Source organism: Paraburkholderia sp. EG287B (assembly GCF_040965595.1).
Taxonomy (GTDB): domain Bacteria; phylum Pseudomonadota; class Gammaproteobacteria; order Burkholderiales; family Burkholderiaceae; genus Paraburkholderia.
Map to the genome: position 1 here is coordinate 91,183 of NZ_JBFRCG010000002.1, position 25,734 is coordinate 116,916.

The window sequence follows — 25,734 nt, forward strand, 5'->3', positions numbered from 1 at the left end:
GTTACCGCTAAAATAGCGGGTTCCCATTTTCTGGCGCCCGCGCCTTCTCCCTCGTGTTCAGCACCCTTTATCCGTTCGTCCGCGACCAGCTCTTTCGCATGGACGCCGAAGACGCCCATCACCTCTCGCTGCGCATGATCGGCGCCGCCGGCCGCACCGGCATGGCGGGCCTGCTCGCCCCGCGCGTGCCCGATTCGCCGCGCACCGTCATGGGCCTCACCTTCCGCAACCCGGTGGGGCTCGCCGCGGGCCTCGACAAGGAAGGCGCCGCGATCGACGGTTTCGCCGCGCTCGGCTTCGGCTTCATCGAGGTGGGCACCGTGACGCCGCGCCCGCAGCCGGGCAATCCGCGCCCGCGCATTTTCCGGCTGCCGCAGGCGGGCGGCATCATCAACCGCATGGGGTTCAACAACCACGGCGTCGAGCAGTTCGTGAAGAACGTGCAGGCCGCGCGCTATCGCGGCATTCTCGGCCTGAATATCGGCAAGAACGCCGACACGCCGATCGAGCGCGCCGCCGACGACTATCTCTTCTGCCTCGAGCGCGTCTATCCGTTCGCGAGCTACGTGACGATCAATATCTCGTCGCCGAACACGAAGAATCTGCGCCAGCTGCAAGGCGGCGGCGAACTCGACGCCCTGCTCGCCGCGCTCAAGGACAAGCAGCAGCGTCTCGCCGACATGCACGGCAAGCTCGTGCCGCTCGCGCTGAAGATCGCGCCCGATCTCGACGACGAGCAGATCAAGGAAATCGCCGACACGCTCCTGCGCCACAAGATCGAAGGCGTGATCGCGACCAACACCACGCTCTCGCGCGCGGCGGTGGAAGGCATGCCAAATGCGAACGAAACGGGCGGCCTCTCGGGACGCCCCGTGTTCGATGCCTCGAACAACGTGATCCGCAAGCTGCGCGCCGAACTGGGCGGCGACGTGCCCATCATCGGTGTGGGCGGCATTTTTTCGGGCGACGACGCGCGCGCCAAGATCGCGGCCGGCGCCTCGCTCGTGCAGGTCTACACGGGCTTCATCTACCGGGGCCCGGCGCTCGTCGCCGAATGTGCGCGGGCGCTGGCCTCGGGCCGCGCGTAAAGCTATAGTGGCACGCTAGTCATGGCGCATCGGAGGCGCTGTGCACCAGCACCAGAATCGCAGCAGCAGAACAAGAGGAAAACATGAAATCCGGTTTGCTGAAAAAACTCCTTGCACTTGCAATCGTTGGCGCATCGTTCGTCGCAGCCAGCGCCCACGCCGATGACCTGCTCGACCAGGTCAAGGCGCGCGGCACGCTGCGCATCGGTCTCGAAGGCACGTTCCCCCCGTTCAACTCGAAGGCGCCCAACGGCGAGCTGGTCGGCTATGACGTCGACATCGCGAAGGCCGTGGCCGCGAAAATGGGCCTCAAGCCCGAATTCGTCACGACCGAATGGAGCGGCATCATCGCGGGCCTGCAGGCAGGCAAGTTCGACGTGATCGTGAACCAGGTCGGCGTGACCGACCAGCGCAAGGCCGTGCTCGACTTCTCGCCGGCGTACACGTACTCGGCCGCGCAACTCATCCAGCGCAAGGACGACACGCGCCAGTTCAAGACGCTCGAAGACCTCAAGGGCAAGAAGCTCGGCGTCGGCCTCGGCACCAATTACATGGACATGGCCAAGTCGGTGCCGGGCATCGACGTGAAGACCTATCCAGGTGCCCCCGAATATCTGCGCGACCTCGCAGCGAGCCGTCTCGACGCGGCGCTGAACGACCGCCTGATGCTCGCCTACCTGCTCAAGAACTCGCAGCTGCCGCTGCGCACAGGCGCGATGGTCGGCGCCGGCAACCCGTCGGCCATTCCGTTCAAGAAGGGCAATCCGAAGTTCGCCAAGGCGATCGACGACGCGATGACGCAACTCGAAGCCGATGGCACCTTCACGAAGATCTCGGACAAGTGGTTCGGCATCGACGTGACGAAGCCGATCTCGCAATGATCCGGCAATGATCGCGAGCGCCGCACATTCCGGCTGACGCGAAGGGCGGCATCGCACGATGCCGCCCTTCGCACATATGCCTCCATTGCAAACCGCGCCACTTCCATTCGTTACCTACGCCCATGCCCATCTATACGCTCATCATCCAGTCGCTGCCGGTGCTCGCACAGGGCGCGTTGCTGACGGTCAAGTTCGCCGTGCTTTCGATGATCTTCGGGCTCATCGGCGGTGCCGTGCTCGCGCTCATGGGCATCAGTTCGAACCGCACGCTCGTGTTCATCGCACGCGTGTATGTGAGCCTGATGCGCGGCACGCCGCTGCTCGTGCAGATCTTCGTCATTTATTACGGATTGCCGAGCGTCGGCATCTCGCTCGACCCGACGCCCGCAGGCGTGATCGCGCTTTCCGCGAACGTGGCGGCGTATCTCTCGGAGAGCATGCGCGGCGCGATTCTCGGCATTCACAGCGGACAGTGGCTCGCGGCCTATAGCCTCGGCCTCTCGCGCAGCCAGACCCTGCGCTACGTGATCGCGCCGCAGGCGTTGCGCATCGCCGTGCCGAGTCTCTCGAACAGCCTCATCAGCCTCATCAAGGACACGTCGCTCGTTTCGGTCATCACCGTGACGGAGCTGCTGCGCAGCGCGCAGGAAATCATCGCTTCGACGTATCAGCCGCTGCCGCTCTATCTCGCGGCCGCCGCCGTGTACTGGGTGCTCTGCCAGGTGCTCGAATGGGTGCAGCACTGGTACGAAAAGCGCCTCGCGCTGCCTGCGCGCCACTGATTTTCCTCCCTGCCTCAGGCGTTTTCATGCACGGCCCGCCCACGCGGGCCGTGTCGCTTGCGGGCCGCTGTTTAGCTTGTCACTCGCAGGGGAAACGCAGTCCGAGCGCCGCTCGCGCGGCGTCGGCCATGGCGAGCATGCGGCGCGAGGTGTCGTGCGTCATCACCGGGCTTTCCAGCGCGCCCGCGCGCAGCAGCTCGCAGAAGTGCGCGGTCTCGTAGTTGAGGCCGCCGCCCTCGAACGGCTCGTCGAGTTCGACGACGCGGCCATCCACGTAGCGCACCGTCGCGCGCGCCGGATTCCACCAGTTCGCGTGGATCGTCACGTTGCCGAGCGGCCCCGCCAGCAGCGCGTCGCCATAGCCGTGCAGATCGAGCCCGCAGAACAGTTGCGCGATGCCGCGCTCATGCTGGCAATTGAGACTCGCGAAGGTATCCACGCCAGTCGAGCCGAGGCGCCCGACGGTCTGCACTTCGCGCGGCGCACCGAGCCAGTCGACCGCAAGAAACATTTCATACACGCCGATGTCGAGCAGCGCCCCGCCCGCGTGTTCGAATGACAGCGAGGGATGGTCGGCAGGCACGCTTGCCACCGAACAACCCGCGCGCACGAGCCCGACCGGCCCGATGGGATCGGCGTCCAGTTGCGCGCGCAACTTTCGATAGAGGGGATAAAACGGCGGCTTCATCGCCTCCATGAAGAGGCGCTGCGCGCGGCGCGCCGCGTCGAGCACGCGTTCGAACTGCGCGCCGTTCACGGTGGCGGGTTTTTCGCACAGCACGGGCAAGCCGGCTTCGAGCGCGGCAATGGCGTACTGGGCGTGGCTGTCCTGCATCGTGGCGATGTACACGGCTTCGATGCCGCTCGCGAAGAGCGCATCCAGGCTCTCGCACGCCTTTGCGCCGCAGGTAGCGGCAAGCGCCTGCGCAGTAGCCGCGCGCCGCGACCAAACCGCCTCGACGCGTGCATGCGGCACGTGCGCGACGCCCTGTGCGAAGCGGTGCGCAATGCGGCCCGCGCCGACGATGCCCCAACGTATCGTTTGTGTTTCGCTCATGTGCTGCGTGCTCCGGCTGTGAGGTCGAGGGCCGCCGCACAACGTACCTCATGTACGTCACGCGCGGCGCACCCAAAGACACGCACGATACCGGCACACGCAGCGCGCCGCAATGCGCTCGCCTCGATCCGCGCACGGCGCCTGGATCGAGGCGAGCGAAGCGACGCCGCGAACGGCCTTAGCGCTGCTCCAGCGCCTCGGGCGAGAGTGCCCGAGTGAGCTCGTCGGCGGTGTATTCGATCATCGCGAGCGCAGCCGCTTCGGCCTCTTTCGGCGCACGCCGCTCGATCGCTTCGACGATGCGCCCATGGGCCGCCACGACGTTGTTCCAGCCGCCGTCACGCGTGTTGAGAATCGGATTCACGAGCGACAGCGCGCCGCGAATGATCGCCGCCATCTGCTGATAAAACTGATTCCCGCTCGCCGCGAGGATGCGCGTGTGCAGAAGCGCGTCGGCGGTCTGGAAATTCGGATCGTCGGTGCTCGTCTGGCGCAGCGCCTCGAACGCCTCGCGAATGCCGGTAATGTCCGCGGCGCTCGCGCGCGTGGCCGCGAGCGCGCACGCCGCCGGTTCGATCAGGCCGCGAAACTCGATCACGTCGCGCAAGAACGTCTTGTCCGGTTTCGAACGGAAACGCCAGTTCACGACGTCCTCGTCGATCATGCGCCAGTCGCGCATGGGCCGGATGCGCGTGCCTATTTTCGGCCGCACGTCGAGCATGTGACGCGCGAGCAGCATGGAGAGCGCCTCGCGCATCACCGTGCGGCTCACGTCGAACTCCTTCGAGAGGATGTCCTGCGGCGGCAGCACGGCGCCATACCGCTCCTCGACGATGCCTGAAATCAGCCCGTCCATCACCTTGCTGACGAGCGAGCGTTCCTTGTTCCCCAGTTCCATGACCCTACCCCCCCGATGTGGGCGTTATCGCCCATGTTTGCCGGATACTGCGCGGGCCCTCGTGCGTCGTCGAACTTAGGTGTTACGTTGCCATGCGCTTCGCATATTTCGCCAGCCAGGATATCTCCTGACATGATGCTTGCGCGCACGCATCTTGTTCGTATTTACGCGTGTTCCGTCGGCCCTTGCGCTGCTGTTTTTGTAAGGCGTTCGTATGAATCGCCCACTTACTTCAATCGACACGCTTTCAACTGGCTTCAAATCGATCGGCAGTCCCTGGCTGTGCATATGCAGGGATGCCGGCGCGCATGTTTCTTCTGCGCACGCTTTTTCGCGCGCGGCCCAACGTCGTGCTTTTCAACCTTGTACTTGTTCACCGTTGTATCCGGCCGTACTCATCGTCGAAGCGCACGATGTCGTCTTCGCCCAGATAACCGCCTGACTGCACCTCGATGATCTCGAGCGGCGTCTTGCCCGGATTTTCCAGCCGGTGCTTCACGCCCAGCGGAATGTAGGTCGATTCGTTTTCCGACAGCAAAAAGACCTCCTCGCCGCGCGTGACGCGCGCCGTGCCACGCACCACGGTCCAGTGCTCCGCGCGGTGATGATGCATCTGCAGCGACAGCCGCCCGCCCGGCTTCACGACGATGCGCTTGACCTGAAAGCGTTCGCCCTGATCGAGCGAGTCGTAGCAGCCCCATGGCCGCTCCACGCGCCGGTGATGCTGCGCGACCGCGCTGCGCTCCTGCCTGAGCTTGCCCACGATCGCCTTGACGTCCTGCACGCGATCCCTGGCCGCGACGAGGACGGCGTCGGCCGTTTCGACCACCACCACGCCGTGCACGCCCACGCAGGCCACGAGCCGTCCGTCCGAATGTGCGAACGTGTCGGTCACGTCTTCGAACATCACGCGCCCGCGGGCCACGTTGCCGCTTGCGTCCTTGTTCGACACCTGCCACACCGCATCCCACGCGCCCACGTCGGACCAGCCGGCCGCGAGCGGCACGACCACGCCCGTGAGCCGCGCATTGGCGCCGAGCGACTCCATCACCGCGTAGTCGATCGAATCGGACGGGCACGCGGCGAGCGCCGCGGCATCGAGATGCACGGTGCCGTCGGCGTCGATGGCGGCCGCCTCGAACGCTGCCGCGCATTGCGCCGCGATAGCCGGCCGGCAGTGCGCGATCGCGGCGAGCCATACTGATGCGCGCACCACGAAAATGCCGCTATTCCAGAGGTAATCGCCCGAGGCCACGTAACTCGCCGCGAGTTCGGCGCCGGGCTTTTCCACGAAACGTTCGATCACGCGCGCGCCGCTCGCGCCGAGCGCCGCCCCCGCGCCGATGTACCCGTAGCCGGTCTCCGCGCGCTGCGGCGGCACGCCCAGCGTGACGATCGCGCCGCGCGCCGCGTAGCCCACCGCTTCTTCGAGCGCGGCGGCAAACGCCGCGCGATCCGCGATCAGGTGGTCCGCAGGCGTGGCGATGAGCACGGGGTCGCTGTCGCATACGGCAAGCGCGCCATTGCGGACGAGCGCCGCCTCGTGCCCGGCGCGCGCTGCCAGCGCCGCCACAGTGAGCGCCGGCGCCGTGTTGCGTGCGACCGGTTCGAGCACGACGCGAGCGGACATGCCGCTGCGGCCGAGCCGGTCGACGGTCATGAGCCGCAATTCCTCGCTGCTCACGACGACCGGCGCGGCCTTGCGGATCGCCGCGCCCGCCTCGGCATACATGCCGTCGAGCCGCCGCACCGTGGCTTCGAGCAGCGACTCGCCGTCGAGCAGATCGATCAGCTGTTTCGGGCAATGCTCGCGCGAGAGCGGCCAGAGCCGCGTGCCCGAGCCCCCGGCCAGCACCACGGGCTGAACGATGAGCGCGACGTCGGGTTCATTGGCTGCCGCGAGCAAGCCGGCAGGCGTCACGAGCTGATTCATGCGGTGAGCTCCCCGTTGAAATACGCCGGGTCACGTCGACGAGCGCCGCCCCTGCCTGCCGGCCGGCTCGCCCGAAGCGTCACGCGCTTCCCGGATCTCTCAAGCCTCACAACGCCTCGAGGCTTTTTACGGACCTCATTGGAGCAAACCTCGGCATGCCAATCTGTACGCATACCCACACTGACCGCATGCGCACCGGCGGGCACGCCGCAAGCCACCCTCGCGCGATGTTTCAGCGCCGAACGTTTTTTCGCCGGCTTCGTCTGCGTTGCAACAGAAGTGAATCAAAACCGCTTGTTTTTTGGGTCGCTGCCCGAATCGCCCCGGATCCATGTTTCAACGAGGAGCCATTTCTGAATCCCCCGCTCGCCAGGGGAAATAATTCAATCAAATCATTGTCTTGCGATTTTCAATCGGGCTGCGCGCAGCACGGCGGCCTGCAAGGTCGCCGTACAAAACTGAAACAAAAACGCGGCGTTTCGCCGCGCTGCCGCATGGCCGGCTCGCGCTCAGCCGCTTCAATGCGTGCTTTCGCACCAACTGGCACACACCCTGCTAAAGAGAGATCGCCACACGAGCGCAGATGCGGACGAACGATACCGCGCCCGCAAACGCGCGAATGGGACGAGGCAAGAACAAGCTGGAACAAGCACCAACAAGCGGGACTATGGGGCCGGCACGACGAACACAAAAGCCGCACGGGAAACGGCAGATAACAACGAGTTCGGCGAACGGAATCAAAAACAGGAGGCGGCTCGCGCTGCTTCACACGAGGACCAGTCATGTTAACCCTTCAATCCGATCTTCACGGCAACCATTTGCTGGGCGCCCTCCCGTCGCATGAATGGCAGGCTCTCGCCCCGCACCTCGAACTCGTTCATCTGCGCACCGAACAGTTGATCTGCGATTCCGGCCAGCGCATTCATCACGTGTACTTTCCGACCACTGCGATCGTCTCGCTGCTCTCGACGATGGAAGACGGCAGCTCGGTCGAAATCGCGGCGGTCGGCCGCGAAGGCATGACGGGCGTGCCGGTGCTGACGGGCGGCGAAACGATGCCGAACCGCGTGCAGGTGCAATGCGCGGGCTTCGCCTATCGCATGAGCGCGCAAGCCCTCAAGCAGCAATTCGCGCGCTCGGATTTCCTGCGCCGCCTCATGCTGCTCTATATGCACGCGCTGCTCACGCAGGTGGCACAGACCGCTGCGTGCAATCGTCACCACTCGCTGAGCAAGCAGCTGTGCCGCTGGCTGCTGATCGAAGTGGACCGCGTGGCCTCCAACGATCTCAGCGTCACGCAGCAGCTGATCGCCGACATGCTCGGCGTGCGCCGCGAAGGCATTACCGAAGCCGCCGGCAAGCTGCACGACGAAGGCCTGATCCATCACAGCCGCGGCCATATCCGCGTGCTCGATCGCGAAGGCCTCGAAGCCCGCGCCTGCGAGTGCTACGGGCTCGTGCGCCGCGAATTCGACCGGCTGCTGCCGCGCCTGCATCAGGCGGAAACGGTCGCTTGAGCGCGTAATCGCGTGCGTTTCCGTTGCGCGCCGCGAGTTCATTCGCATCTCGTCCTTCTGACAAAGCGTGCCCGTAGCGGCACGCTTTTGCGCGCCTGCTCGCTTTGCCTGCGCCATCGCGCGCCCCGTCAGGCAAGGTCGAAGGCAACCGGAGCATAGAGGATACCGAATCGATTGGATCTCTCCGCGCTAGCTGGAGAGAACAGGAGAGCGCCCTCTTCTCTTCAGCCTTGCCGGACTCAATGGGCCGAAGGCACGAGCGCCTGCGCAAGCGGCAAGGCGGGCAAGTGCTCGCGTTCGCGCACGAACGGGTCGGTCGGCTCCTGAAGCTTCGGATCCGGGCTCGTGTCGGCATTGCGCAATTGCACGGGTGCGCCGTCGTTCTTCGCGACCTTGCGATTGTCGCCGCAAGGATGATCGGTCAGCGCGGCAGCCTCGCGGAAGTCGTCTTCCTGACACATGATGTTGAACGCGATGTCCTTGCGGTCCATGCGCCAGGCCACGGCCGCATTCAGGCGCTTGTTGCAGTCCATATCCTTGATGGTGCCCGCGGCCGTCGCGCCCACGCCCACCACCGACACCGCGGCGGAAATACTGCCCCAGCAGGTCTCGGTCACCGAGGCCGTCAGGGCCGGCGCGTAGACCGTAGGCGTCGTGCGTACATCGTAGCCGCCGTGATACGTGACGTCCGACGTACCGCCGCTCGGCAATACGACGGTATTGGAGACGGTGCTCGTCTGGCTCGACGTAGACGTGGTCCCCGACGTCATCGTCGGCGTGGTTTGCGCCCACGCGGCGCCTGCAAACAGCAACACCCCGGCAACGGCAATTTTTTGCTTCAGCTTGCTCATTCTTCTCTCCGTGAACGGAAAGGGGGCTGCGCCCCCTCTCCGACGCGCTAGTAAACGGCTGACCCGTTCGGATTACCAGTGCATGCCACCCGTGAGCGAACCCGAACCGCCCGCTGCGACGATGCCGACGCCGCCGTCCGCATTGGCCGTGCCGCTGCCGTTCGCGGTCGCGTTCGACGTGAAGCCCGAGCCGCCGTAGCTGCCGCTCGAACCGTCGAACGACGTGTTGATCACCGACGAGTTGAAGTTCTGCGAGCCCGACTGCGTGGCGCTCGTGAAGCCGAGCGTCGACGAATTCTGGTTCGTGGTCGTCGTGCCGGTCTGGCCGACGTAGCCGCTAGCCGTCTGGCCGTAGGTCTGCGAGTTGCCGTTTTGCGTCGTGTAGCTCGAACCGAACGTGAGGCTCGCGTTCGAAAACGACTGGTTGCCTTGCGACACGGTGGCGTCGATATGGCCCGGCACCGTCAGCGCCGACGTGAAGCTGCCGTTGACCGACGAGGTCGAGTTCGACGTGAGTGCCGTCGCACCAAAGCCGACGCCCGCTGCGCCCACCGCCGACGTGGTGGAGGACGACGGCGCGCCCATGCCGCCGGCACCGCCTGCAAATGCGGCAACCGAACCGAAAGAGAGCATGGCGGCGAGCGAAATGGCCTGAATCTTCTTCATGATTGTGGTCTTCCTGATAAAACAGGGGAACGTTGGATGAATGCGCGCGCACTCCCCCTGATAGCGCGGGCGCATTTAACACGACTTCAATTGCCATACCGATTAAATTGCTGCATTTAAAACGCGCGAATATCCCCGCGGACCATCCCGATACCGGGAAGACCGTTTAACGGAGTGACCAGATTAAAACTCGCGCGCAGAACGCCTTAAGCTTTACGCACTCGCCTAAATCAGGCGGTCATGCAGAATTGAAAATCCGGAGAACAGAAAGGAATGCCCCGTAAAGCCCCGTACGCTTCGCGGACTCCATTGAATAGCAGTCCGATACAAATCGCTCAACACCCGCTGTTATCATTATTTCCCCGTGTACCGCACGGCGTACGCCAGTCACTCTCACGCACTGCCTGACAGAAACCCTCGGGCCGCTGCGCATTTTTGCGCGCCGCCCTTCCCCTGCCCGGTCGTTTCGACGTCTCTTTTAGCGAACCGTTTGCATAACGTCGCCGGACGGTGAATTTATATCTCAGACAGTCAGACTATTGCTACGTCATTCGCATTTTTGTGTGCGGTTCTCAACGTAGTGATTTTCGATGACCTTGAATTGGGGGATTTCCTTTCAATAATAATCGAAAGGCGAATTGAAGTTTCAGATGGATGCACGGACAACCAGATCGGAAAATCGCGTTCTTTTAATGATTAATCGCGATGTTCGGTTCGGCAGGCCACGCAGGCCTGCCGGAATAAAGAGCGGCAGCGCACAGGCAATCAGGCGCAAGCCTGTTGCACGCGCCGCTCGCGCGAGGCCGCTCAGGCCTTGCGGTAATCGATGCGCTCGACGCCGTTTTCACCGCCGAGCAGGCAGAAGTCCGCGCCGCGTGCGGCGAACAGGCCCACCGTCACCACGCCCGGCCATGCGTTGACATGCGCCTCGAGCGTGCGCGGGTCGCTGATACGCAGGCCCTTCACGTCGAGAATCTCGTTGCCGTTGTCGGTGATGAAGGGCGAGCCGTCCTTTTGCACACGCAGCACCGGCACGCCGCCGAGCGCCGTCACGCGGCGGCCAATGGCCGTGCGCGCCATCGGCACGACTTCGATGGGCAGCGGGAACTGGCCGAGCACGTCGACACGCTTGCTCGCATCGGCGATGCAGACGAACACGTCCGACACCGACGCGACGATCTTCTCGCGCGTGAGCGCGCCGCCGCCGCCCTTGATCATGGCGCCGGCGCCGTCGATTTCATCGGCGCCGTCCACGTACACGGGCAGCGATTCGATCTCGTTGAGGTCGAAAATCTTGAAGCCGTGCGCTTCGAGGCGCGCGGTGGTCGCGACCGAGCTCGACACGGCGCCGCGGTAGCGGCCCTTGCTCGCCGCCAGTGCGTCGATGAAGCAGTTCGCGGTGGAGCCCGTGCCGACGCCGATCACGGCGCCTTCCGGCACGTTCGCGTTGACATAGTCGGCGGCGGCCTGGCCGACCAGTTGCTTGAGTTCGTCTTGAGTCATGGGAGTACAGCCCGAGGAGGAGAAAAACGCGGAATCCGCATAGTTTACCGGAGATGCGGGCACGGGCTGCCCGCATCTCGCAGGATCGCGCGGCAGGTCATCCCGCGGGCGACCGGTCGGCGCTCAGCGCGCGGCCGCGCGTTGGCGCACCGCTTCGAACAGGCACACGCCCGACGCCACGGAAACGTTCAGGCTCTCGACCGTGCCCGCCATCGGAATCTGCATGACTTCGTCGCAGGTTTCGCGCGTGAGGCGGCGCATGCCCTCGCCTTCGGCGCCCAGCACGAGCGCCACGGGACCGTCGAGCTTCGTCTCGTAGAGGCTCGCGCTAGCGTCGCCGGCGGTGCCGACCACCCACACGCCCGCGTCCTTGAGTTCGCGCAGCGCACGCGCGAGATTCGTCACGGTGATATAGGGCACGGTGTCCGCCGCGCCGCTCGCCACCTTCGCGGCCGTGGCGTTCAGACCCACGGCGCGGTCGCGCGGGGCGATCACGGCGTGCGCGCCGGCTGCGTCGGCCACGCGCAGGCACGCGCCGAGATTGTGCGGATCGGTCACGCCGTCGAGCACGAGCAAGAGCGGCGAGCCCTGGATGCCGTCGAGCAGCTCAGCGAGGTTCTGCGCGAGCGCCAGATCGTGGACGCGGGCCACCACGCCCTGGTGGCGCTCCGTGTGCGCGAGACCCCAGAGGCGCGTTTCGTCGGCTGCGATCACGCGCGCGCCGGCTTCCTTCGCGGTGTGCAGGAAGTCCTGCATGCGGCGGTCGCGGCGCGTCGGATCGTAGTAGACATCCTCGACCGTGGACGCGTCGTGCCGCAAGCGTGCGGTCACCGCATGAAACCCGTAAAGAACCTTGAGACGTGACATGACTGAACCAACCTCTGATGAACGTTTTGCGACGCAGATACAGCGCCGCCGACAACGATAGTCAGCCGGCCGCGTCGTGCGGTCCGGCGTATGCAAGCCGCGCGCGCATGTGGCAAAAGCCGACGCGGCCGGCAAGTGAAAAAACCGGGCGCGCGCACGGCGGCGCGGCCCGGATAATGAAACGGCTGCGGAGCACGTTGGCGCTCCGCATGCAGGTGCTCAGCGCTTCTTGCGCGGCGCCTGCTTCTTGGGCGTCGGCTTCACGGCCGAGCGCTTCTTCGCGGTCTTGGCGGCGCCGCGCGCTGCGCGCGCCTCCTTCACCGCGACGCTCGGCGCCGGCGCAGCCTTCTTCTGGCGCGCCATGTCGCCGCCCTGCAGCGCACGCACGCGCGGACCACCCTCCATGCCGCTCTTGTCGACCGGCATCGGCCGGTTGCCGCCCGGCTTCACGGGCGTATCGCGCACGAGGCGGAAGTCGATCTTGCGCGCGTCGAGATCCACGCGGCTCACCTGCACGCGCACGCGGTCCGACAGGCGATAGCGAATGCCGGTGCGCTCGCCACGCAGCTCGTTCTTGATCTCGTCGTACTGGAAGTAGTCCGAGCCCAGTTCCGTCACGTGCACGAGGCCTTCGATGAAGAGCGCGTCGAGCTGCACGAAAATGCCGAACGACGTCACACCGCTCACCATCCCGCCGTACTCTTCGCCGAGCTTGTCGCGCATGAAGTAGCACTTGAGCCAGGCTTCGACGTCGCGCGAGGCTTCGTCGGCGCGGCGCTCGTTCGCCGAGCAGTGCAGGCCGAGTTCTTCCCAGATCGCCGTGTTGGCGCCGCGCGCGCGCTTGCCGCGCTTCTCCTCGTCCTCGGCCTGCAGCGCGCGGGCGCGCGGCGAGAGCGCGGTATTGAGCTCGACGCCATCGGGTGCCTGCGGCTGGTACTTCTTGCCCTGCAGGATCGCGTAGATCGCGCGGTGCGTGAGCAGGTCGGGATAGCGGCGAATCGGGCTCGTGAAGTGCGCGTACGCCTCGTAGGCAAGACCGAAGTGACCGATATTGTCCGGGCTGTACACGGCCTGCTGCATCGAGCGCAGCAGCATGGTCTGCAGCATCTGCGCGTCGGGCCGGTCGCGGATGTGCGCCATCAGCGCGGCGTAGTCGCTCGCGTGCGGCGTGTCGCCGCCGCCGAGCGAAAGGCCCATGCCGCGCAGGAAGGTACGCAGGTTTTCGAGCTTTTCGGCCGTCGGCCCCGCGTGCACGCGGTACAGGCCCGGGTGCTTGTGGCGCTTCATGAAGTCGGCCGCGCACACGTTGGCTGCGAGCATGCACTCTTCGATCAGCTTGTGCGCGTCGTTGCGCTGGCGCGGCACGATCTGCTCGATCTTGCCTTGCGCGTTGCAGACGATATACGTCTCAGTCGTGTCGAAATCGATCGCACCGCGCTTCTGGCGCGCGGCGAACAGCGACTTGTACACGCCATAGAGATTCTGCAGTTGCGGCAGCAGCGCCGCACGGCGTGTCGCCTCGGGGCCCTTGGTGTTGGTGAGCACCGCCGCGACTTCAGTATACGTGAGCCGCGCCGCCGAGTGCATGACGCCCGGATAGAACTGGTACGCCTTGATCTCGCCGCGCGCGGTGATCACCATGTCGCACACGAGCACGCAGCGGTCGACGTGCGGATTGAGCGAACAGAGCCCGTTCGACAGCTTCTCGGGCAGCATCGGGATCACGCGGCGCGGGAAGTACACCGACGTGCTGCGCTCGATCGCGTCCACATCGAGACCGCCGCCCGGCAGCACGTAATGCGAGACGTCGGCGATGGCGACGATCAGGCGGAAGCCCTCGCCACGGCCGACCTGCATCGGCTCGCAATAGACGGCGTCGTCGAAGTCGCGCGCATCTTCGCCGTCGATGGTGACGAGCGGCACGTCGCGCAGGTCCACGCGATAACGAATGTCAGTGGGACGCACGGCGTCGGGCAGCTTCGCGGCTTCGTCGAGCGCGGGCTTGCTGAACTCGTGCGGCACGCCGTACTTGCGCACGGCGATCTCGATCTCCATGCCCGGGTCGTCGATATCGCCGAGCACTTCCATCACCCGGCCGAGCGGCTGCGAGTGGCGGCTGGGGAAATCGGTGAGCTCGACGACCACGACCTGGCCGACCTTGGCCTTCTTGGGATTCTGCGTGACGAGAATATCGTGGCCGATGCGCTTGTCTTCCGGCGCAACGATCAACGCGCCGTTCTCGTTGAGCAGGCGCCCGATGACACTGCGGTTCGCACGGTCGGTGACTTCGACGATATGCCCTTCCGGCCGCCCGCGCCGGTCATAGCCGACGATGCGCGCGAGCACGCGGTCGTTGTGCATGACCTTCTGCATTTCGCCTTGCGGCAGGAACAGGTCGTCCTGACCGTCGTCGCGCACGAGGAAGCCGTAGCCGTCGCGATGACCCTGCACACGCCCGGCGACGAAATTCGAAGGATGGGCGAGCTGGTAGTGGCCGCGCGAGTCGAGCCGGATCTGCCCGTCGCGCTCCATGGCGGCGAGCCGCCTGAAGAACCCTTCACGCTCCTGGCGCTTGATGGAGAGCGCCTCGGCGATATCGTTCGCGGTGCACGGCGAGTCGCTGGTCCGCAGCACGCCGAGAATCTCTTCGCGGCTGGGAATCGGATACGGATATTTGCTCAAGGGCTTATCGATGGTTGTTCTCGTTGCGTGGACGTCGGATTTTGCGCGGCCTGAATGTGCGATACATGCAGGCGGCGCCCGGTCTTCGAGTGCTGCAATCTGCCGGCCCGTAACGTGGATTGCCTGACCGCTCGCGTTGCGTGCGCCACGCTGCACGCAGCACCTGAATCACGGACTTTTGCCGGCGGAACTTCTGCGAGGCATTCTAACACCCGCATCGCACCCTACGAGCCGTGGGAGCGGCCTCGCGGCCCGACGAGACGGCCACTCCACGCGGTCTGCAACGCTTCGGCAGGCGCGTTTCATCACCTTCCACAAAACGCTTGACAGCCGTTCCGATCCCGCTATAATTTCGGTCTTTGCTGCACAACACGTTGAACAGCAAACGACACCTTGCCCAGGTGGCGGAATTGGTAGACGCACCAGGTTCAGGTCCTGGCGGTGGCAACACTGTGGAGGTTCGAGTCCTCTCTTGGGCACCAGATTCAAAAGGCCGGCTTTATGCCGGCCTTTTTCATTTCCGGCGTAGGCAACGAGTACAACTGCCCTGCTATCGCGCAAAACGCAGCAGCCCCGTTCCCGGGATGAAGATTTTTTGAAAAGATCTATTGACAGACACGCGAATTCACGTCACAATTTTCTTCTAGCTTGAAGACGTGCCCAGGTGGCGGAATTGGTAGACGCACCAGGTTCAGGTCCTGGCGGTGGCAACACTGTGGAGGTTCGAGTCCTCTCCTGGGCACCACGTCTCATCAAGCAGAACTCGCAGCACCCAGGATTCATCGAAAAAGCCCGCAAATCTGCGGGCTTTTTTGCTTTTCGGCCCGGATCCGCTTGACTCTCTTCGTTATGTTTCATGGTATACATTGCCATACGGCACGGCGCGTGCGTGCCAACCCATGACAAGTCGATTGAGGAAGACCGAATGGAATTCGTTGTCGTCGCAGCGATCGTCGCCGTCAGCCTTGGCGCTGCCGCGACCTGGCTGCTCGCAACCCGGCTGCCCGAGCACTGGCTCGACAAGAGCGCCAGCGAGGGCCGTTACGCCCATCTCGGGCTGGAAAACGAGCGATCCGCCGAGGCGGACCCGCGTCGCGATCAGGCCTGCATCGATACGCGGCGCGTACGGCGCTCACGCGTGCGCGCAAGACTCCAGAGCGCGGCGCGGCTGATGCGGGCATTGCGCCCCGCAAGCGCACGCCGCGATCACGACCGCACCGCCCGCCCATAGCGCGTCAGGGCGCGCCCATCAATCGCGCTCACTCATGCGAGCCCAGCGGCGAAGGGACGAACGCCGAATCGGCAATCCTCGCCTCCTCACCCGACTGAAAGATCCAGCGCCGGCGCATCGGCTGCAAGATCACCTTGGCGCTCACGCCCGCCATCATCGCCACGCAGGCGACCATGTCGAACACCATGTTCCAGCCGCCGTGGATCGCCAGCAGCGTCGCGACAGGCACGAGCATCGCCGCGGTCCCCTTCGCGGTATAGAGCGTGCCCGCGTTGCCGGCCGCGTATTTCGCTCCGAACGTATCGGCGCAGGTCGCCGGAAAGTTCGAAAAGATATCGCCGTAGAACAGGAACACGAGCCCCGAGAACAGCATGAAGAGATACGGGTCGTGGCCGAACGCGCGCAAGCCCAGCAGCGCGAGCCCCTCGCCGAGAAACGTGATGAACATCGTATTCTCGCGGCCGATGCGATCCGAAATGAGCCCGCACAGCGGCCGCGTAAAGCCGTTGCAGAGATTGTTGATCGACAGCGTCATGGTGAGCAGCGGCAGCGTCGCCGCGACGAGCGTAACCGGCATCGAGGCGAAGCCGTAGCTCTTCGCGATCGGGCCGATCTGCGCCGTCGCGATGATGCCGCCCGCCGCCACGCAGACGAACATCGCATACATCACCCAGAATACGGGAGCGCGAACCATTTGCCTCGTCGTGTAGTCGGTCTTCGTCGCCACGATGCGCTTCATGCCCGCCGCGTGAACGGGAGGCTTCGGCCGCACCATCACCAGCGCGAGCAGCATGATGCAGGCACCCTGCAGGAGTCCGAAGAACACGAACGCGCGCTCATAGCCCGACTGCTGGATCATGTTCGAGATCGGAATGACCGTGAGCGCCGCGCCCGCGCCGAAGCCTGCCGCCGTCATGCCGGCGGCGAGACCGCGCCGGTCCGGAAACCATTTGAGCGCGGTGCCGACGCACGTGCCGTACACGCACCCCGCGCCGATGCCCGAGATGACTGCCGCGACGTATAGCACCGGCAGCGCGGGCGCCCACGCGTCGAGCACCCAGCCGAGCGCCACGCAGCACGCGCCGCCCATCACCACGGGGCGCGGGCCAAAACGGTCTACGAGCCAACCCTCCACCGGCACGAGCCACGTTTCCGTCACGATGAAAATCGAAAAGGCGAGCTGGATCGCAGCCTGCCCCCAGTGATGCCGTGCGTCCATCGGCACGACGAAGAGCGTCCACGCGTACTGCAGGTTCGCCACGAGCCCCATGCAGAGAATGCCGGCAACGAGCTGCACCCAGCGGTTGTGCCGCCGGGCCGGGTAGCCGCCATCGATACGATCGGTATATGCCACTTGTCTGTCTCCGTCCGTTGTGATTGCGCGCGGGCCGGTTTCGCATCGCCTCGACCCCGGTGCGTGCACCATTTCCCGCGTTACCACCAGCGCGGCAGACTGAAATCCGCCGCTCCTTGCTTCAAACGTCAAGCCGCTTCGAGTTGCCGGAGTAGCGCGTCGACGCTGCCCTTCGCATCGCCGAACAACATTCGTGTGTTGTCCTTATAGAAGAGCGGATTGTCCACGCCCGCGTACCCCGTCGCCATGCTGCGCTTGGAGACGACCACGGTGCGCGCCTTCCACACCTCCAGCACCGGCATGCCGGCGATCGGGCTGCCCGCATCCTCCTGCGCGCCCGGATTGACGATATCGTTCGCGCCGATCACGAGCACGACGTCGGTGCTCGTGAAGTCTTCGTTGATTTCGTCCATTTCGAGCACGATGTCGTAAGGCACCTTCGCTTCCGCGAGCAGCACGTTCATGTGGCCAGGCAAGCGCCCCGCAACGGGGTGAATGCCAAAACGCACGCGAATGCCCAACGCGCGCAGCAGCCGCGTGATCTCGCTGATGGTGCCTTGCGCCTGCGCGACGGCCATGCCATAGCCCGGCACGATCACGACTTCCTGCGCGTCGCGCAACAGCGAGCCGACTTCGTCCACGCTGGTCGATACGACTTCGCCCTGCGGAGTCTCGCTTGCCGTAGCGCTCACCGCGCCGAAGCCGCCGAGGATCACCGAAACGAAACTGCGATTCATCGCGCGGCACATGATGTAGCTGAGAATCGCGCCGCTCGATCCCACCAGCGCGCCCGTCGTCACGAGCAGGTCGTTATCGAGCATGAAGCCCGTTGCCGCTGCGGCCCAGCCCGAATAGCTGTTGAGCATCGAGACCACCACGGGCATGTCCGCGCCGCCGATCGCCATCACGAGGTGCACGCCGAGCGCCGCCGCCAGCACGCACATCACGATCAGCGCGTAGAGTGCGTCGCCGCCATCAGGAGCACTGACGAAGCGATAACCGAGCACGATGCACGCGCCCAGCACGACCGCGTTGAGCAGATGCCGCGCGGGCAGCACGAGCGGCTTGCCGCTCACCGTGCCCTGCAGCTTCAGGAACGCGACAATCGAACCGCTGAACGTGACCGTGCCGATGAAGGCGCCGACGTAGATCTCGGTGTCGTGAATCGCGCGCTCGACGCCGCTCATCGCGATCTTTGGCGAGAGAAAGTTCGCAAAGGCGATGAGCGTGGCCGCGAGGCCGACGAAGCTGTGCAGCACCGCGACGAGCTGCGGCATCTGCGTCATCTCCACGCGGCGCGCGAGCGTCGCGCCGAGCCCGCCGCCCACCAGCGCGGCGATGAGCGCGATTTGCAGGCCCGCACCGCCCGTGACGAGCAGCGTGGCGAGCACGGCGATCACCATGCCGGTCACGCCATAGAGGTTGCCGCGCCGCGCGCTGGCGGGATGACTCAGCCCACGGAGGCTGAGGATGAAGAGCGTCGCCGCGCCGAGCCACGCCATGTTGCCGATTCCGTTGAGCATGACGTCTCCTCAGGTCCGTTGAAACATCTTCAGCATGCGCTGGGTGACGAGAAAGCCGCCCGCGATGTTGATGGTCGCGACGACGAGCGCAATGCCCGCCAGCACGGTCACGATCGTGCTGGCGTTGCCCGGATGCAGCAATGCGCCGATCACGATGATTCCGCTGATCGCATTCGTCACGCTCATGAGCGGCGTATGCAACGAGGGCGTGACGTTCCAGACCACCTGATAGCCGACGAACACGGCCAGCACGAACACCGCGAAGTGCGCGACGAACGCGGGCGGCGCGACCGCGCCGAGCGCGAGCAACAGCAACGCGGCAACGACGAGCGCCGCGAGCGACCAGACACCGTTGCGGCGCGCGGCCTGCGCGGTGGCTTCTTTCGCGTCGCCAGTCGCGACGGCAACGGGCTTCGTCTGCGCAGCCGCTTGCGGCGTCGCCGAGACCTGTACCGGCGGCGGCGGCCAGCACACCTGGCCGCGCTGCATGACGGTGGTGCCGCGCTGCACGACGTCGTCCATGTCGAGCTTCAGCTCGCCGTCCTTCGCGGGCGTGAGATCGGTCAGCAGATGGCGGATATTGGTCGCGTAGAGCTGGCTCGACTGGTTCGCCATGCGGCTCGGCAGGTCCGTGTAACCGATCACGGTCACGCCGTTCGCATTCACGACTTCGCCGGGGCGGGTGAATTCGCAGTTGCCGCCCTGCTCGGCCGCCATGTCGACGATCACGCTGCCCGCGCGCATGCACGCCACCGTCTTCGCGTCGATGAGCCGCGGCGCCGGTTTGCCGGGAATGAGCGCGGTCGTGATGATGATGTCGACCTCGCGCGCCTGGGCCTCGAACAGCGCCATCTCCGCTTCGATGAACTTCGCGCTCATCTGTTTGGCGTACCCGCCCGAGCCGCCGCCCTCCTCCTCGATGTCGATGCTCAGGAACTCCGCGCCCATGCTTTCGACCTGCTGGCCGACTTCGGGGCGCGTATCGAACGCGCGCACGATGGCGCCAAGACCGCGCGCGGCGCCGATCGCCGCAAGCCCCGCCACGCCCGCGCCGATCACGAGCACCTTGGCGGGCGGCATCTTGCCCGCCGCCGTGATCTGCCCCGTGAAAACGCGCCCAAAATGCTGGGCCGCCTCGACGACCGCGCGATAGCCGGCCATGTTCGCCATCGAACTCAGCGCGTCGAGCTTCTGCGCGCGCGAGATGCGCGGCACGCAGTCCATCGCGAGCACCGTGACCTCGCGCGCCGCGAGTTGTTCGAGCAGCGCAGCGTTCTGCGCGGGCCAGATGAAACCGATCAGCGTCGCGCCGGGCTTCAGGCGCTGCACCTCTTCGCTCGAAGGCGGACGCACCTTGACGACGATATCCGCGCCGCTCAAGAGCGCTTGCGCGTCGTCCACGACACGCGCGCCTGCCGAGCGATATGCGTCGTCCGGGTAGGACGCATTCACACCCGCCGCCGTTTCGACCTCCACGGCATAACCGAGCTTGATTAGTTGTGCCACACTTTCCGGCGTCGCCGCGACGCGTCGTTCGCCTTCGAGTGTCTCGCGGGGGACCGCAATGGTCATCGCCATGATGCGCCTCCGTCGTTCACAACAGAGAGCGATGCGGCGAGACCATACGAAATGGGCGGCGCGCCAATGCATCTGGCGCGCCGAAAGCGTAGCCACGACTTCATGAAACGTCTCCTATGTCGGCCAGAGTTGGCGCTTCAGCGCCTTATTCCGGCCCCATGCGGTTTAGATTTTTGCCGGATGTTGGAATTCTTTGTGTGCCGCGGCTCGATGAGGGCTTTGCCCTATGACACGCCCAGGCTGGGCGAATTGCCGCTCTTGAGAAAAGCGAGCGCCGCCTGCCGTGCGCCGGCAATCGCAGCCGCCTCGCTTTCGAATACGGTTTCGTCGACCACCCATTGACGGGGCAAGACTGCGGCCGCCGGTTCGTCGGCAGCGGCCTCGACCGCGTGGATCGCGGCAAACGCGGCCCAGCCGCCGTTGTGAATCATTTGCCGGGCCGAGAGTTCGACCTCGAAATGTCCGAGTCTTTCGGTGTGCATCGAAGAGCTCCCGAGGTTTCAGCGGGTTTCAGGATTGCTGGGCCTGTGCTTCGAGTTCGGTGATGCGTTTCTTGAGCGCGCGCTCCTCCTGGAACCGCACCGTCTCGTCGCGGATCACGGCGACGATGCCGTCGAGTTCGCCCTGCGGCGAGTGCAGCAACGCCACGGTGAAGGCAATGGAAAGCGCCTTGCCCGCCTTGTCCACGGCCGGCACGCGCAGCACGTCGTTGCCATAGCGCGTCTGGCCGGTCGCCATCGTCTTGTGATAGCCCTCCCAATGGCGCCCGCGCAGCCGCTCGGGAATGATCACGTCGAGCGTCTTGCCGAGCGCTTCTTCCTGGGTATAGCCGAACATGCGCGTGGCCGCGGGATTCCAGAAGGTGATGTCGCCGGCTGCGTCCGAGATGACGATGGCGTCCCCGATGGCGTTTGCGAACTGCTCGAAATCGATGGCGGATTGCATGGCGATGACTATGTGGGGTGAGTCGTTTATCGTCGCCGCGCGGCACGCATTGCACATGCCGCGCGGCGTCCTGCCTGCCAGTCTGGTATTGCGGTGCTGCGCGGGCACAGCGTTGGCCGCGCCCGCTTCCTGCGTTCAGCTTGTGGAACTCGATGCGGAACTCAAACCGCGCGCACCTCGTGCAGCGCCGCGATCTGCTGCGGCGTGTAACCGAGGTCGGCCAGCACCTGGTCGGTGTGCTCGCCGAGCAGCGGCGAACCCGTGATCTCCGGCTTCAGCTCCGAGAACTTGATCGGGCTGCCCACCGTGAGGTACGAGCCGCGCTCCTTGTGCGGCACCTCGACGATAGTACCGCTAGCGCGCAGCGACGGGTCATTGGCAATTTCCTTCATGCTGAGCACCGGCGCGCACGGGATGTCGAACTTGCGCAGGATGTCGACCGCTTCGAACTTGGTCTTGTCGGCGAGCCACGCTTCGATCGTCGCGAAGATGTCGAAGATATGCGGCTGACGCGCCTGCGCCGTAGCGTAGTTCGGATCGTCGATCCATTCGGGTTTGCCCAGGGCGCGGCAGATCGGCTCCCACGCGTGGCCCTGCACCGTGAAGTAGATGTACGCGTTCGGGTCCGTCTCCCAGCCCTTGCACTTCAGAACCCAGCCCGGCTGTCCACCGCCGCCCGCGTTGCCACCGCGCGGCACGACGTCGCTGAAGGTGCCGTGCGGATACTGCGGGTATTCCTCAAGGAAACCCTGGCGGTCCAGACGCTGCTGGTCGCGCAGCTTCACGCGGCACAGGTTGACCACGCTGTCCTGCATCGATACGGCCACCTTCTGGCCCTTACCGGTCTTGTCGCGGCCGATCAGCGCCGTGAGAATGCCGATGGCGAGGTGCATGCCCGTGTTGCTGTCGCCGAGCGCAGCGGCGCTCACCGTGGGCGGACCGTCCCAGAAGCCCGTGGTCGAAGCCGCGCCGCCCGCGCACTGTGCGACGTTCTCGTAGACCTTGAGGTCGTCGTAGTGGTGGCCTTCGCTGAAGCCCTTCACCGAAGCGACGATCATCTTCGGGTTGAGTTCCTTGATGCGCTCCCACGTGAAGCCCATGCGGTCCAGCGCGCCGGGGCCGAAGTTTTCGACCATCACGTCCGATTCGCGAATCAGCTTCTCCAGCACTTCCTTGCCTTCGGGCTTCTTCGTGTCGAGCGTGAGCGAGCGCTTGTTGCTGTTGAGCATGGTGAAGTACAGCGCATCGACTTCGGGAATGTCGCGCAGCTGCGAGCGCGTCACGTCGCCGGCGCCCGGGCGCTCCACCTTGATCACGTCCGCACCGAACCACGCGAGCATCTGCGTGCAGGCGGGACCGGCCTGTACGTGCGTGAAGTCGATGATCTTGATACCGTCGAGGGGTTTGCTCATTTCTCGTATCTCCTGGTCTACCTGATCTATGGGGCTTATTTCTTCATTGCCGCGCTTTGCGGATTCAGATTCGTGAGACGGCCGCTTTCGGTCCCGGCCGATTCGTCGATGACTGCGTTGATCAACGTGGGCTTGCCCGACGCGATCGCTTCGAGCAGCGCGCTCGTCAGTTCTTCCGGTGTCGTCGCCTGATGGCCGATGCCGCCGAAGGCCTCGATCATCTTGTCGTAGCGCGCGTTCTTCACGAACACCGTCGGCGCGACGTCGCAGCCGCCGCTCGGGTTGACGTCCGTGCCGCGATACACGCCGTTGTTGTTGAACACGATGGTGCAAACCGGCAGGTTGTAGCGGCAGATCGTCTCCAGCTCCATGCCCGAGAAGCCGAACGCGCTGTCGCCCTCGATCGCGACGACCTGCGTGCCGCTCGTCACGGCTGCGCCGATCGCGAAGCCCATGCCGATGCCCATGATCCCCCACGTGCCCGAGTCGAAGCGCTTGCGCGGCTGGTACATGTCGATGATGCTGCGCGCGTAGTCGAGCGTGTTCGCGCCTTCGTTGACCACATTGATGTCGGGACGCGTCTTGAGCACGTCGCGGATGGCGCGCAGCGCGCTGTGGAAGTTCATCGGCGACGGGTTCTTCGCGAGCGTCGCGGCCATCTTTTCCAGGTTCTTGTTCTTGCGTTCGGCCACGGCGTCGAGCCACTCTGCGGGCGGCTTCGGGAAGTCATTGCCGATGGCTGCAACGAGCGCTTCCACGCATGAACCGATGTCGCCGATCACGGGCGCTTCGATGGCGACGTTGCTGTCGATTTCCGTCGGCGCAATGTCGATCTGCACGAAGTGCTTCGGGCCGGCAGCCGCGCCCCAGGTCTTGCCCTTGCCATGCGAAAGCAGCCAGTTCAGGCGCGCGCCGATCAGCACCACGGCGTCCGACTCGGCCAGCACGAACGAGCGCGCGGCCGACGCCGACTGCTCGTGCGTGTCGGGCAGGAGACCCTTGGCCATCGACATCGGCAGATACGGGATGCCGCTCTTCTCGACCAGTTCGCGGATTTGCGCGTCGGCCTGGGCGTAGGCGGCGCCCTTGCCGAGCAGGATCAGCGGACGCTTCGCATTCCTGAGCACGTCGATAGCGCGTTGCACCGCATCCGGTGCGGGAATCTGGCGCGGCGCCGCGTCGACGACCTTGATGAGCGACTGCTGACCCTTCACCGCGTCGATGGTCTGCGCGAGCAGCTTGGCTGGCAGGTCGAGATACACGCCGCCGGGGCGGCCCGAGACGGCCGCGCGAATCGCGCGCGCCACGCCGACGCCGATGTCCTCGGCGTGCAGCACGCGATACGCCGCCTTGGCATAAGGCTTCGCCGCGTTGAGTTGGTCCATCTCTTCGTAGTCGCCCTGCTGCAGGTCGACGATCTCGCGCTCGCTCGAACCGCTGATGAGGATCATCGGGAAGCAGTTCGTGGTCGCGTTGGCCAGTGCCGTGAGGCCGTTCAGGAAACCCGGCGCGGAGACTGTCAGGCAGATGCCCGGCTTCTTCGTCATGTAGCCCGCCACGGCCGCGGCGTTGCCGGCGTTCTGCTCGTGCCGGAAGCCGATGAAGCGCATGCCCTCGGCCTGCGCGAGACGGGCGAGATCGGTAATCGGAATACCGACGAGACCGAAGATCGTGTCGATATCGTTGAGTTTCAGCGCGTCGATGACGAGATGAAAGCCATCGGTCGTTTGCTGCGCTTCCGGCACAGGGTTCTGCTGTGCCTCGTTGATGCCTGCTTCTGCCATGACGTCTCCTCTTTGGCGGGGCGTTGTGTGATTAGTGATATACAATATTCCACACACAATATTAGTCAAGACGTTTTTTTACCCACGCCGCGTTTGCTGCACTGCGTCGCGCCGCGCTCCACCGTTGCTGTCTCGTGCGATCGCTCGCCAGGCGGCAAACTTTGATGCGGCACACCATGGGCAGGCACCTTCAATCGGCCCAAACGTCCTGACGAACTTGTTACGGACTCCATACCTTTCTTTCAGCATCGCGACGCGCATTCAGACGAGCTGCGTATCGATGCCGCTGACTCATGCGCCGAACCGATATGAACCGGCGGCTCGACGCGGCGCGCCCTACACTTCAGTCCAGAAAATCGCAGTTGGCTTCCACGAACAGCGCGAGTTCGATCGAGTGCTGCCGCACGAGCTGCTCGACACGCTCGGTGTCGCGCGCCTCGAGCGCTTCGATAATGCGCATGTGCTCGACGATCGAGCGCGACGCGCGATCGCTCTGCGCGATCGTCATGCGCCGGATCGCGCGCACATGCATGAAGATGTTCTTGATGGTGTCGACGATGATGGGCGACTTCGAAAGCTCCACCAGTGACTGGTGAAACATGATGTTCGCTTCCGAGTATTCCTCGATATGGTCCGAGGGCGTCGAATCGCCGAAGGTCGCGAACATGCGCCGCAGTCCCGCGATGTCGTCGTCCGAGGCGCGCTGCGTGGCGAGACGCGCGGCGATGCTTTCGAGCGCGGCCCACATATAGATCATCTCGACGATCTCTTTGCGCGTCTTGCGCAGGATGTAAACACCGCGGCGCGGCACCGTGCGCAGAAAACCCTCCTGTTCCAGCAGCGTCATCGCCTCGCGAACCGGCGTCCGGCTCACGCCGAGCTTCTCGGTCAATTCCTTCTCGTCTAGCCGGATCTCGTCTCGCGAGCGGTAGATGTCGGTTTCGGCAATGGCCTGCTTGAGCTTCGCGTAAGCCTGATCGCGCAGCGAAGCGGTTGCGTTGATCGGCTCCAGCGTCAAGGTGACCGGGGGCATCCCGGTGACGAGTTCTCTTTCGGCGGACATCGGTCGCTTGTCTCCAACGTTCTGTTTAGCCGGCGCTGCTGGGGAATTTAATATTTGCAATACAATATATCAGTAACACGCTCGTGGCTAAGCGGGTTTACGCGTACCGGGTGCGTGTC

The 25,734-nt window shown here is 64.9% G+C and carries 21 protein-coding genes and 2 tRNA genes; 7 read left to right on the top strand and 16 right to left on the bottom strand.

Annotated elements, in window-relative coordinates; genetic code table 11:
* The first annotated feature begins 53 nt into the window (after positions 1 to 53).
* The 3 genes from AB4Y40_RS03175 to AB4Y40_RS03185 all read left to right on the top strand — a co-directional run bounded on the left by AB4Y40_RS03175 (position 54) and on the right by AB4Y40_RS03185 (position 2,751).
* Complete coding sequence (locus tag AB4Y40_RS03175; protein WP_028204861.1) at positions 54 to 1,088, top strand: quinone-dependent dihydroorotate dehydrogenase; 1,035 nt, start codon at positions 54 to 56, stop codon at positions 1,086 to 1,088.
* An 83-nt stretch (positions 1,089 to 1,171) separates the two neighbouring features.
* Positions 1,172 to 1,969 carry a transporter substrate-binding domain-containing protein gene (locus AB4Y40_RS03180; RefSeq protein WP_368686407.1) on the top strand — a complete coding sequence of 266 codons (798 nt, stop codon included), beginning with the start codon at positions 1,172 to 1,174 and terminating at the stop codon, positions 1,967 to 1,969.
* Positions 1,970 to 2,091: 122 nt separating this feature from the next.
* Positions 2,092 to 2,751, top strand: a complete 660-nt coding sequence (locus AB4Y40_RS03185) for an amino acid ABC transporter permease (RefSeq protein ID WP_368686408.1) — start codon at positions 2,092 to 2,094, stop codon at positions 2,749 to 2,751.
* Between the two features lie 79 nt (positions 2,752 to 2,830).
* On the opposite strand, the gene AB4Y40_RS03190 is transcribed toward AB4Y40_RS03185, so the two are convergent.
* The 3 genes from AB4Y40_RS03190 to AB4Y40_RS03200 all read right to left on the bottom strand — a co-directional run bounded on the left by AB4Y40_RS03190 (position 2,831) and on the right by AB4Y40_RS03200 (position 6,639).
* Positions 2,831 to 3,808 carry a Gfo/Idh/MocA family protein gene (locus AB4Y40_RS03190; protein ID WP_368686409.1) on the bottom strand — a complete coding sequence of 326 codons (978 nt, stop codon included), beginning with the start codon at positions 3,806 to 3,808 and terminating at the stop codon, positions 2,831 to 2,833.
* 178 nt (positions 3,809 to 3,986) lie between these two features.
* Positions 3,987 to 4,706, bottom strand: a complete 720-nt coding sequence (locus AB4Y40_RS03195; protein ID WP_368686410.1) for a FadR/GntR family transcriptional regulator — start codon at positions 4,704 to 4,706, stop codon at positions 3,987 to 3,989.
* 373 nt (positions 4,707 to 5,079) lie between these two features.
* The gene (locus AB4Y40_RS03200) at positions 5,080 to 6,639 is read right to left on the bottom strand and encodes a mannose-1-phosphate guanylyltransferase/mannose-6-phosphate isomerase (RefSeq protein WP_368686411.1); all 1,560 of its coding nucleotides are present in this window, start codon (positions 6,637 to 6,639) and stop codon (positions 5,080 to 5,082) included.
* A 782-nt stretch (positions 6,640 to 7,421) separates the two neighbouring features.
* Here AB4Y40_RS03200 and AB4Y40_RS03205 point away from each other — a divergent pair.
* A complete protein-coding gene (locus AB4Y40_RS03205) occupies positions 7,422 to 8,156 on the top strand; it encodes a Crp/Fnr family transcriptional regulator (protein WP_028204855.1) in 735 nt (244 codons plus the stop codon).
* A gap of 239 nt (positions 8,157 to 8,395) precedes the next feature.
* Here the strand turns inward: AB4Y40_RS03205 and AB4Y40_RS03210 are convergent, their stop codons facing one another.
* The 5 genes from AB4Y40_RS03210 to rnr all read right to left on the bottom strand — a co-directional run bounded on the left by AB4Y40_RS03210 (position 8,396) and on the right by rnr (position 14,725).
* Positions 8,396 to 9,007 carry a hypothetical protein gene (locus tag AB4Y40_RS03210; RefSeq protein WP_342920619.1) on the bottom strand — a complete coding sequence of 204 codons (612 nt, stop codon included), beginning with the start codon at positions 9,005 to 9,007 and terminating at the stop codon, positions 8,396 to 8,398.
* Between the two features lie 72 nt (positions 9,008 to 9,079).
* Positions 9,080 to 9,673 (bottom strand): hypothetical protein, encoded by a 594-nt coding sequence (locus AB4Y40_RS03215; protein ID WP_368686412.1) that lies wholly within the window; start codon positions 9,671 to 9,673, stop codon positions 9,080 to 9,082.
* Positions 9,674 to 10,480: 807 nt separating this feature from the next.
* Positions 10,481 to 11,176 carry a ribose-5-phosphate isomerase RpiA gene (gene rpiA / locus AB4Y40_RS03220; RefSeq protein WP_324160720.1) on the bottom strand — a complete coding sequence of 232 codons (696 nt, stop codon included), beginning with the start codon at positions 11,174 to 11,176 and terminating at the stop codon, positions 10,481 to 10,483.
* A gap of 123 nt (positions 11,177 to 11,299) precedes the next feature.
* Entirely contained in the window at positions 11,300 to 12,043 is a 744-nt protein-coding gene (rlmB, locus tag AB4Y40_RS03225; RefSeq protein WP_342920622.1) for a 23S rRNA (guanosine(2251)-2'-O)-methyltransferase RlmB, read from the bottom strand.
* Positions 12,044 to 12,262: 219 nt separating this feature from the next.
* Positions 12,263 to 14,725, bottom strand: coding sequence for a ribonuclease R (gene rnr / locus AB4Y40_RS03230; RefSeq protein WP_368686413.1), 2,463 nt, complete (start codon positions 14,723 to 14,725; stop codon positions 12,263 to 12,265).
* A 395-nt stretch (positions 14,726 to 15,120) separates the two neighbouring features.
* Here rnr and AB4Y40_RS03235 point away from each other — a divergent pair.
* The 3 genes from AB4Y40_RS03235 (at position 15,121) to AB4Y40_RS03245 (ending at position 15,956) form a co-directional block, all read left to right on the top strand.
* Positions 15,121 to 15,207, top strand: a tRNA-Leu gene (locus AB4Y40_RS03235).
* Positions 15,208 to 15,383: 176 nt separating this feature from the next.
* Positions 15,384 to 15,470: transfer RNA gene (locus AB4Y40_RS03240), tRNA-Leu, on the top strand.
* Positions 15,471 to 15,650: 180 nt separating this feature from the next.
* Positions 15,651 to 15,956 (top strand): hypothetical protein, encoded by a 306-nt coding sequence (locus tag AB4Y40_RS03245; protein ID WP_368686414.1) that lies wholly within the window; start codon positions 15,651 to 15,653, stop codon positions 15,954 to 15,956.
* Between the two features lie 28 nt (positions 15,957 to 15,984).
* On the opposite strand, the gene oxlT is transcribed toward AB4Y40_RS03245, so the two are convergent.
* The 8 genes from oxlT to AB4Y40_RS03285 form a co-directional block, all read right to left on the bottom strand.
* Positions 15,985 to 17,310, bottom strand: a complete 1,326-nt coding sequence (oxlT, locus tag AB4Y40_RS03250; RefSeq protein WP_368686415.1) for an oxalate/formate MFS antiporter — start codon at positions 17,308 to 17,310, stop codon at positions 15,985 to 15,987.
* Between the two features lie 128 nt (positions 17,311 to 17,438).
* Positions 17,439 to 18,833 (bottom strand): NAD(P)(+) transhydrogenase (Re/Si-specific) subunit beta, encoded by a 1,395-nt coding sequence (locus AB4Y40_RS03255; protein ID WP_368686416.1) that lies wholly within the window; start codon positions 18,831 to 18,833, stop codon positions 17,439 to 17,441.
* Positions 18,834 to 18,842: 9 nt separating this feature from the next.
* The gene (locus tag AB4Y40_RS03260; RefSeq protein ID WP_368686417.1) at positions 18,843 to 20,411 is read right to left on the bottom strand and encodes a Re/Si-specific NAD(P)(+) transhydrogenase subunit alpha; all 1,569 of its coding nucleotides are present in this window, start codon (positions 20,409 to 20,411) and stop codon (positions 18,843 to 18,845) included.
* Between the two features lie 224 nt (positions 20,412 to 20,635).
* The gene (locus tag AB4Y40_RS03265) at positions 20,636 to 20,893 is read right to left on the bottom strand and encodes a hypothetical protein (protein ID WP_368686418.1); all 258 of its coding nucleotides are present in this window, start codon (positions 20,891 to 20,893) and stop codon (positions 20,636 to 20,638) included.
* A gap of 28 nt (positions 20,894 to 20,921) precedes the next feature.
* Complete coding sequence (locus AB4Y40_RS03270; RefSeq protein ID WP_368686419.1) at positions 20,922 to 21,356, bottom strand: PAS domain-containing protein; 435 nt, start codon at positions 21,354 to 21,356, stop codon at positions 20,922 to 20,924.
* A 161-nt stretch (positions 21,357 to 21,517) separates the two neighbouring features.
* On the bottom strand, positions 21,518 to 22,768 hold the full coding sequence (frc, locus tag AB4Y40_RS03275) for a formyl-CoA transferase (RefSeq protein WP_368686420.1): 1,251 nt from the start codon (positions 22,766 to 22,768) through the stop codon (positions 21,518 to 21,520).
* Positions 22,769 to 22,803: 35 nt separating this feature from the next.
* Positions 22,804 to 24,552 (bottom strand): oxalyl-CoA decarboxylase, encoded by a 1,749-nt coding sequence (oxc, locus tag AB4Y40_RS03280; RefSeq protein WP_368686421.1) that lies wholly within the window; start codon positions 24,550 to 24,552, stop codon positions 22,804 to 22,806.
* A 343-nt stretch (positions 24,553 to 24,895) separates the two neighbouring features.
* Positions 24,896 to 25,615, bottom strand: coding sequence for a GntR family transcriptional regulator (locus AB4Y40_RS03285; RefSeq protein ID WP_368686422.1), 720 nt, complete (start codon positions 25,613 to 25,615; stop codon positions 24,896 to 24,898).
* Positions 25,616 to 25,734 lie beyond the last annotated feature (119 nt).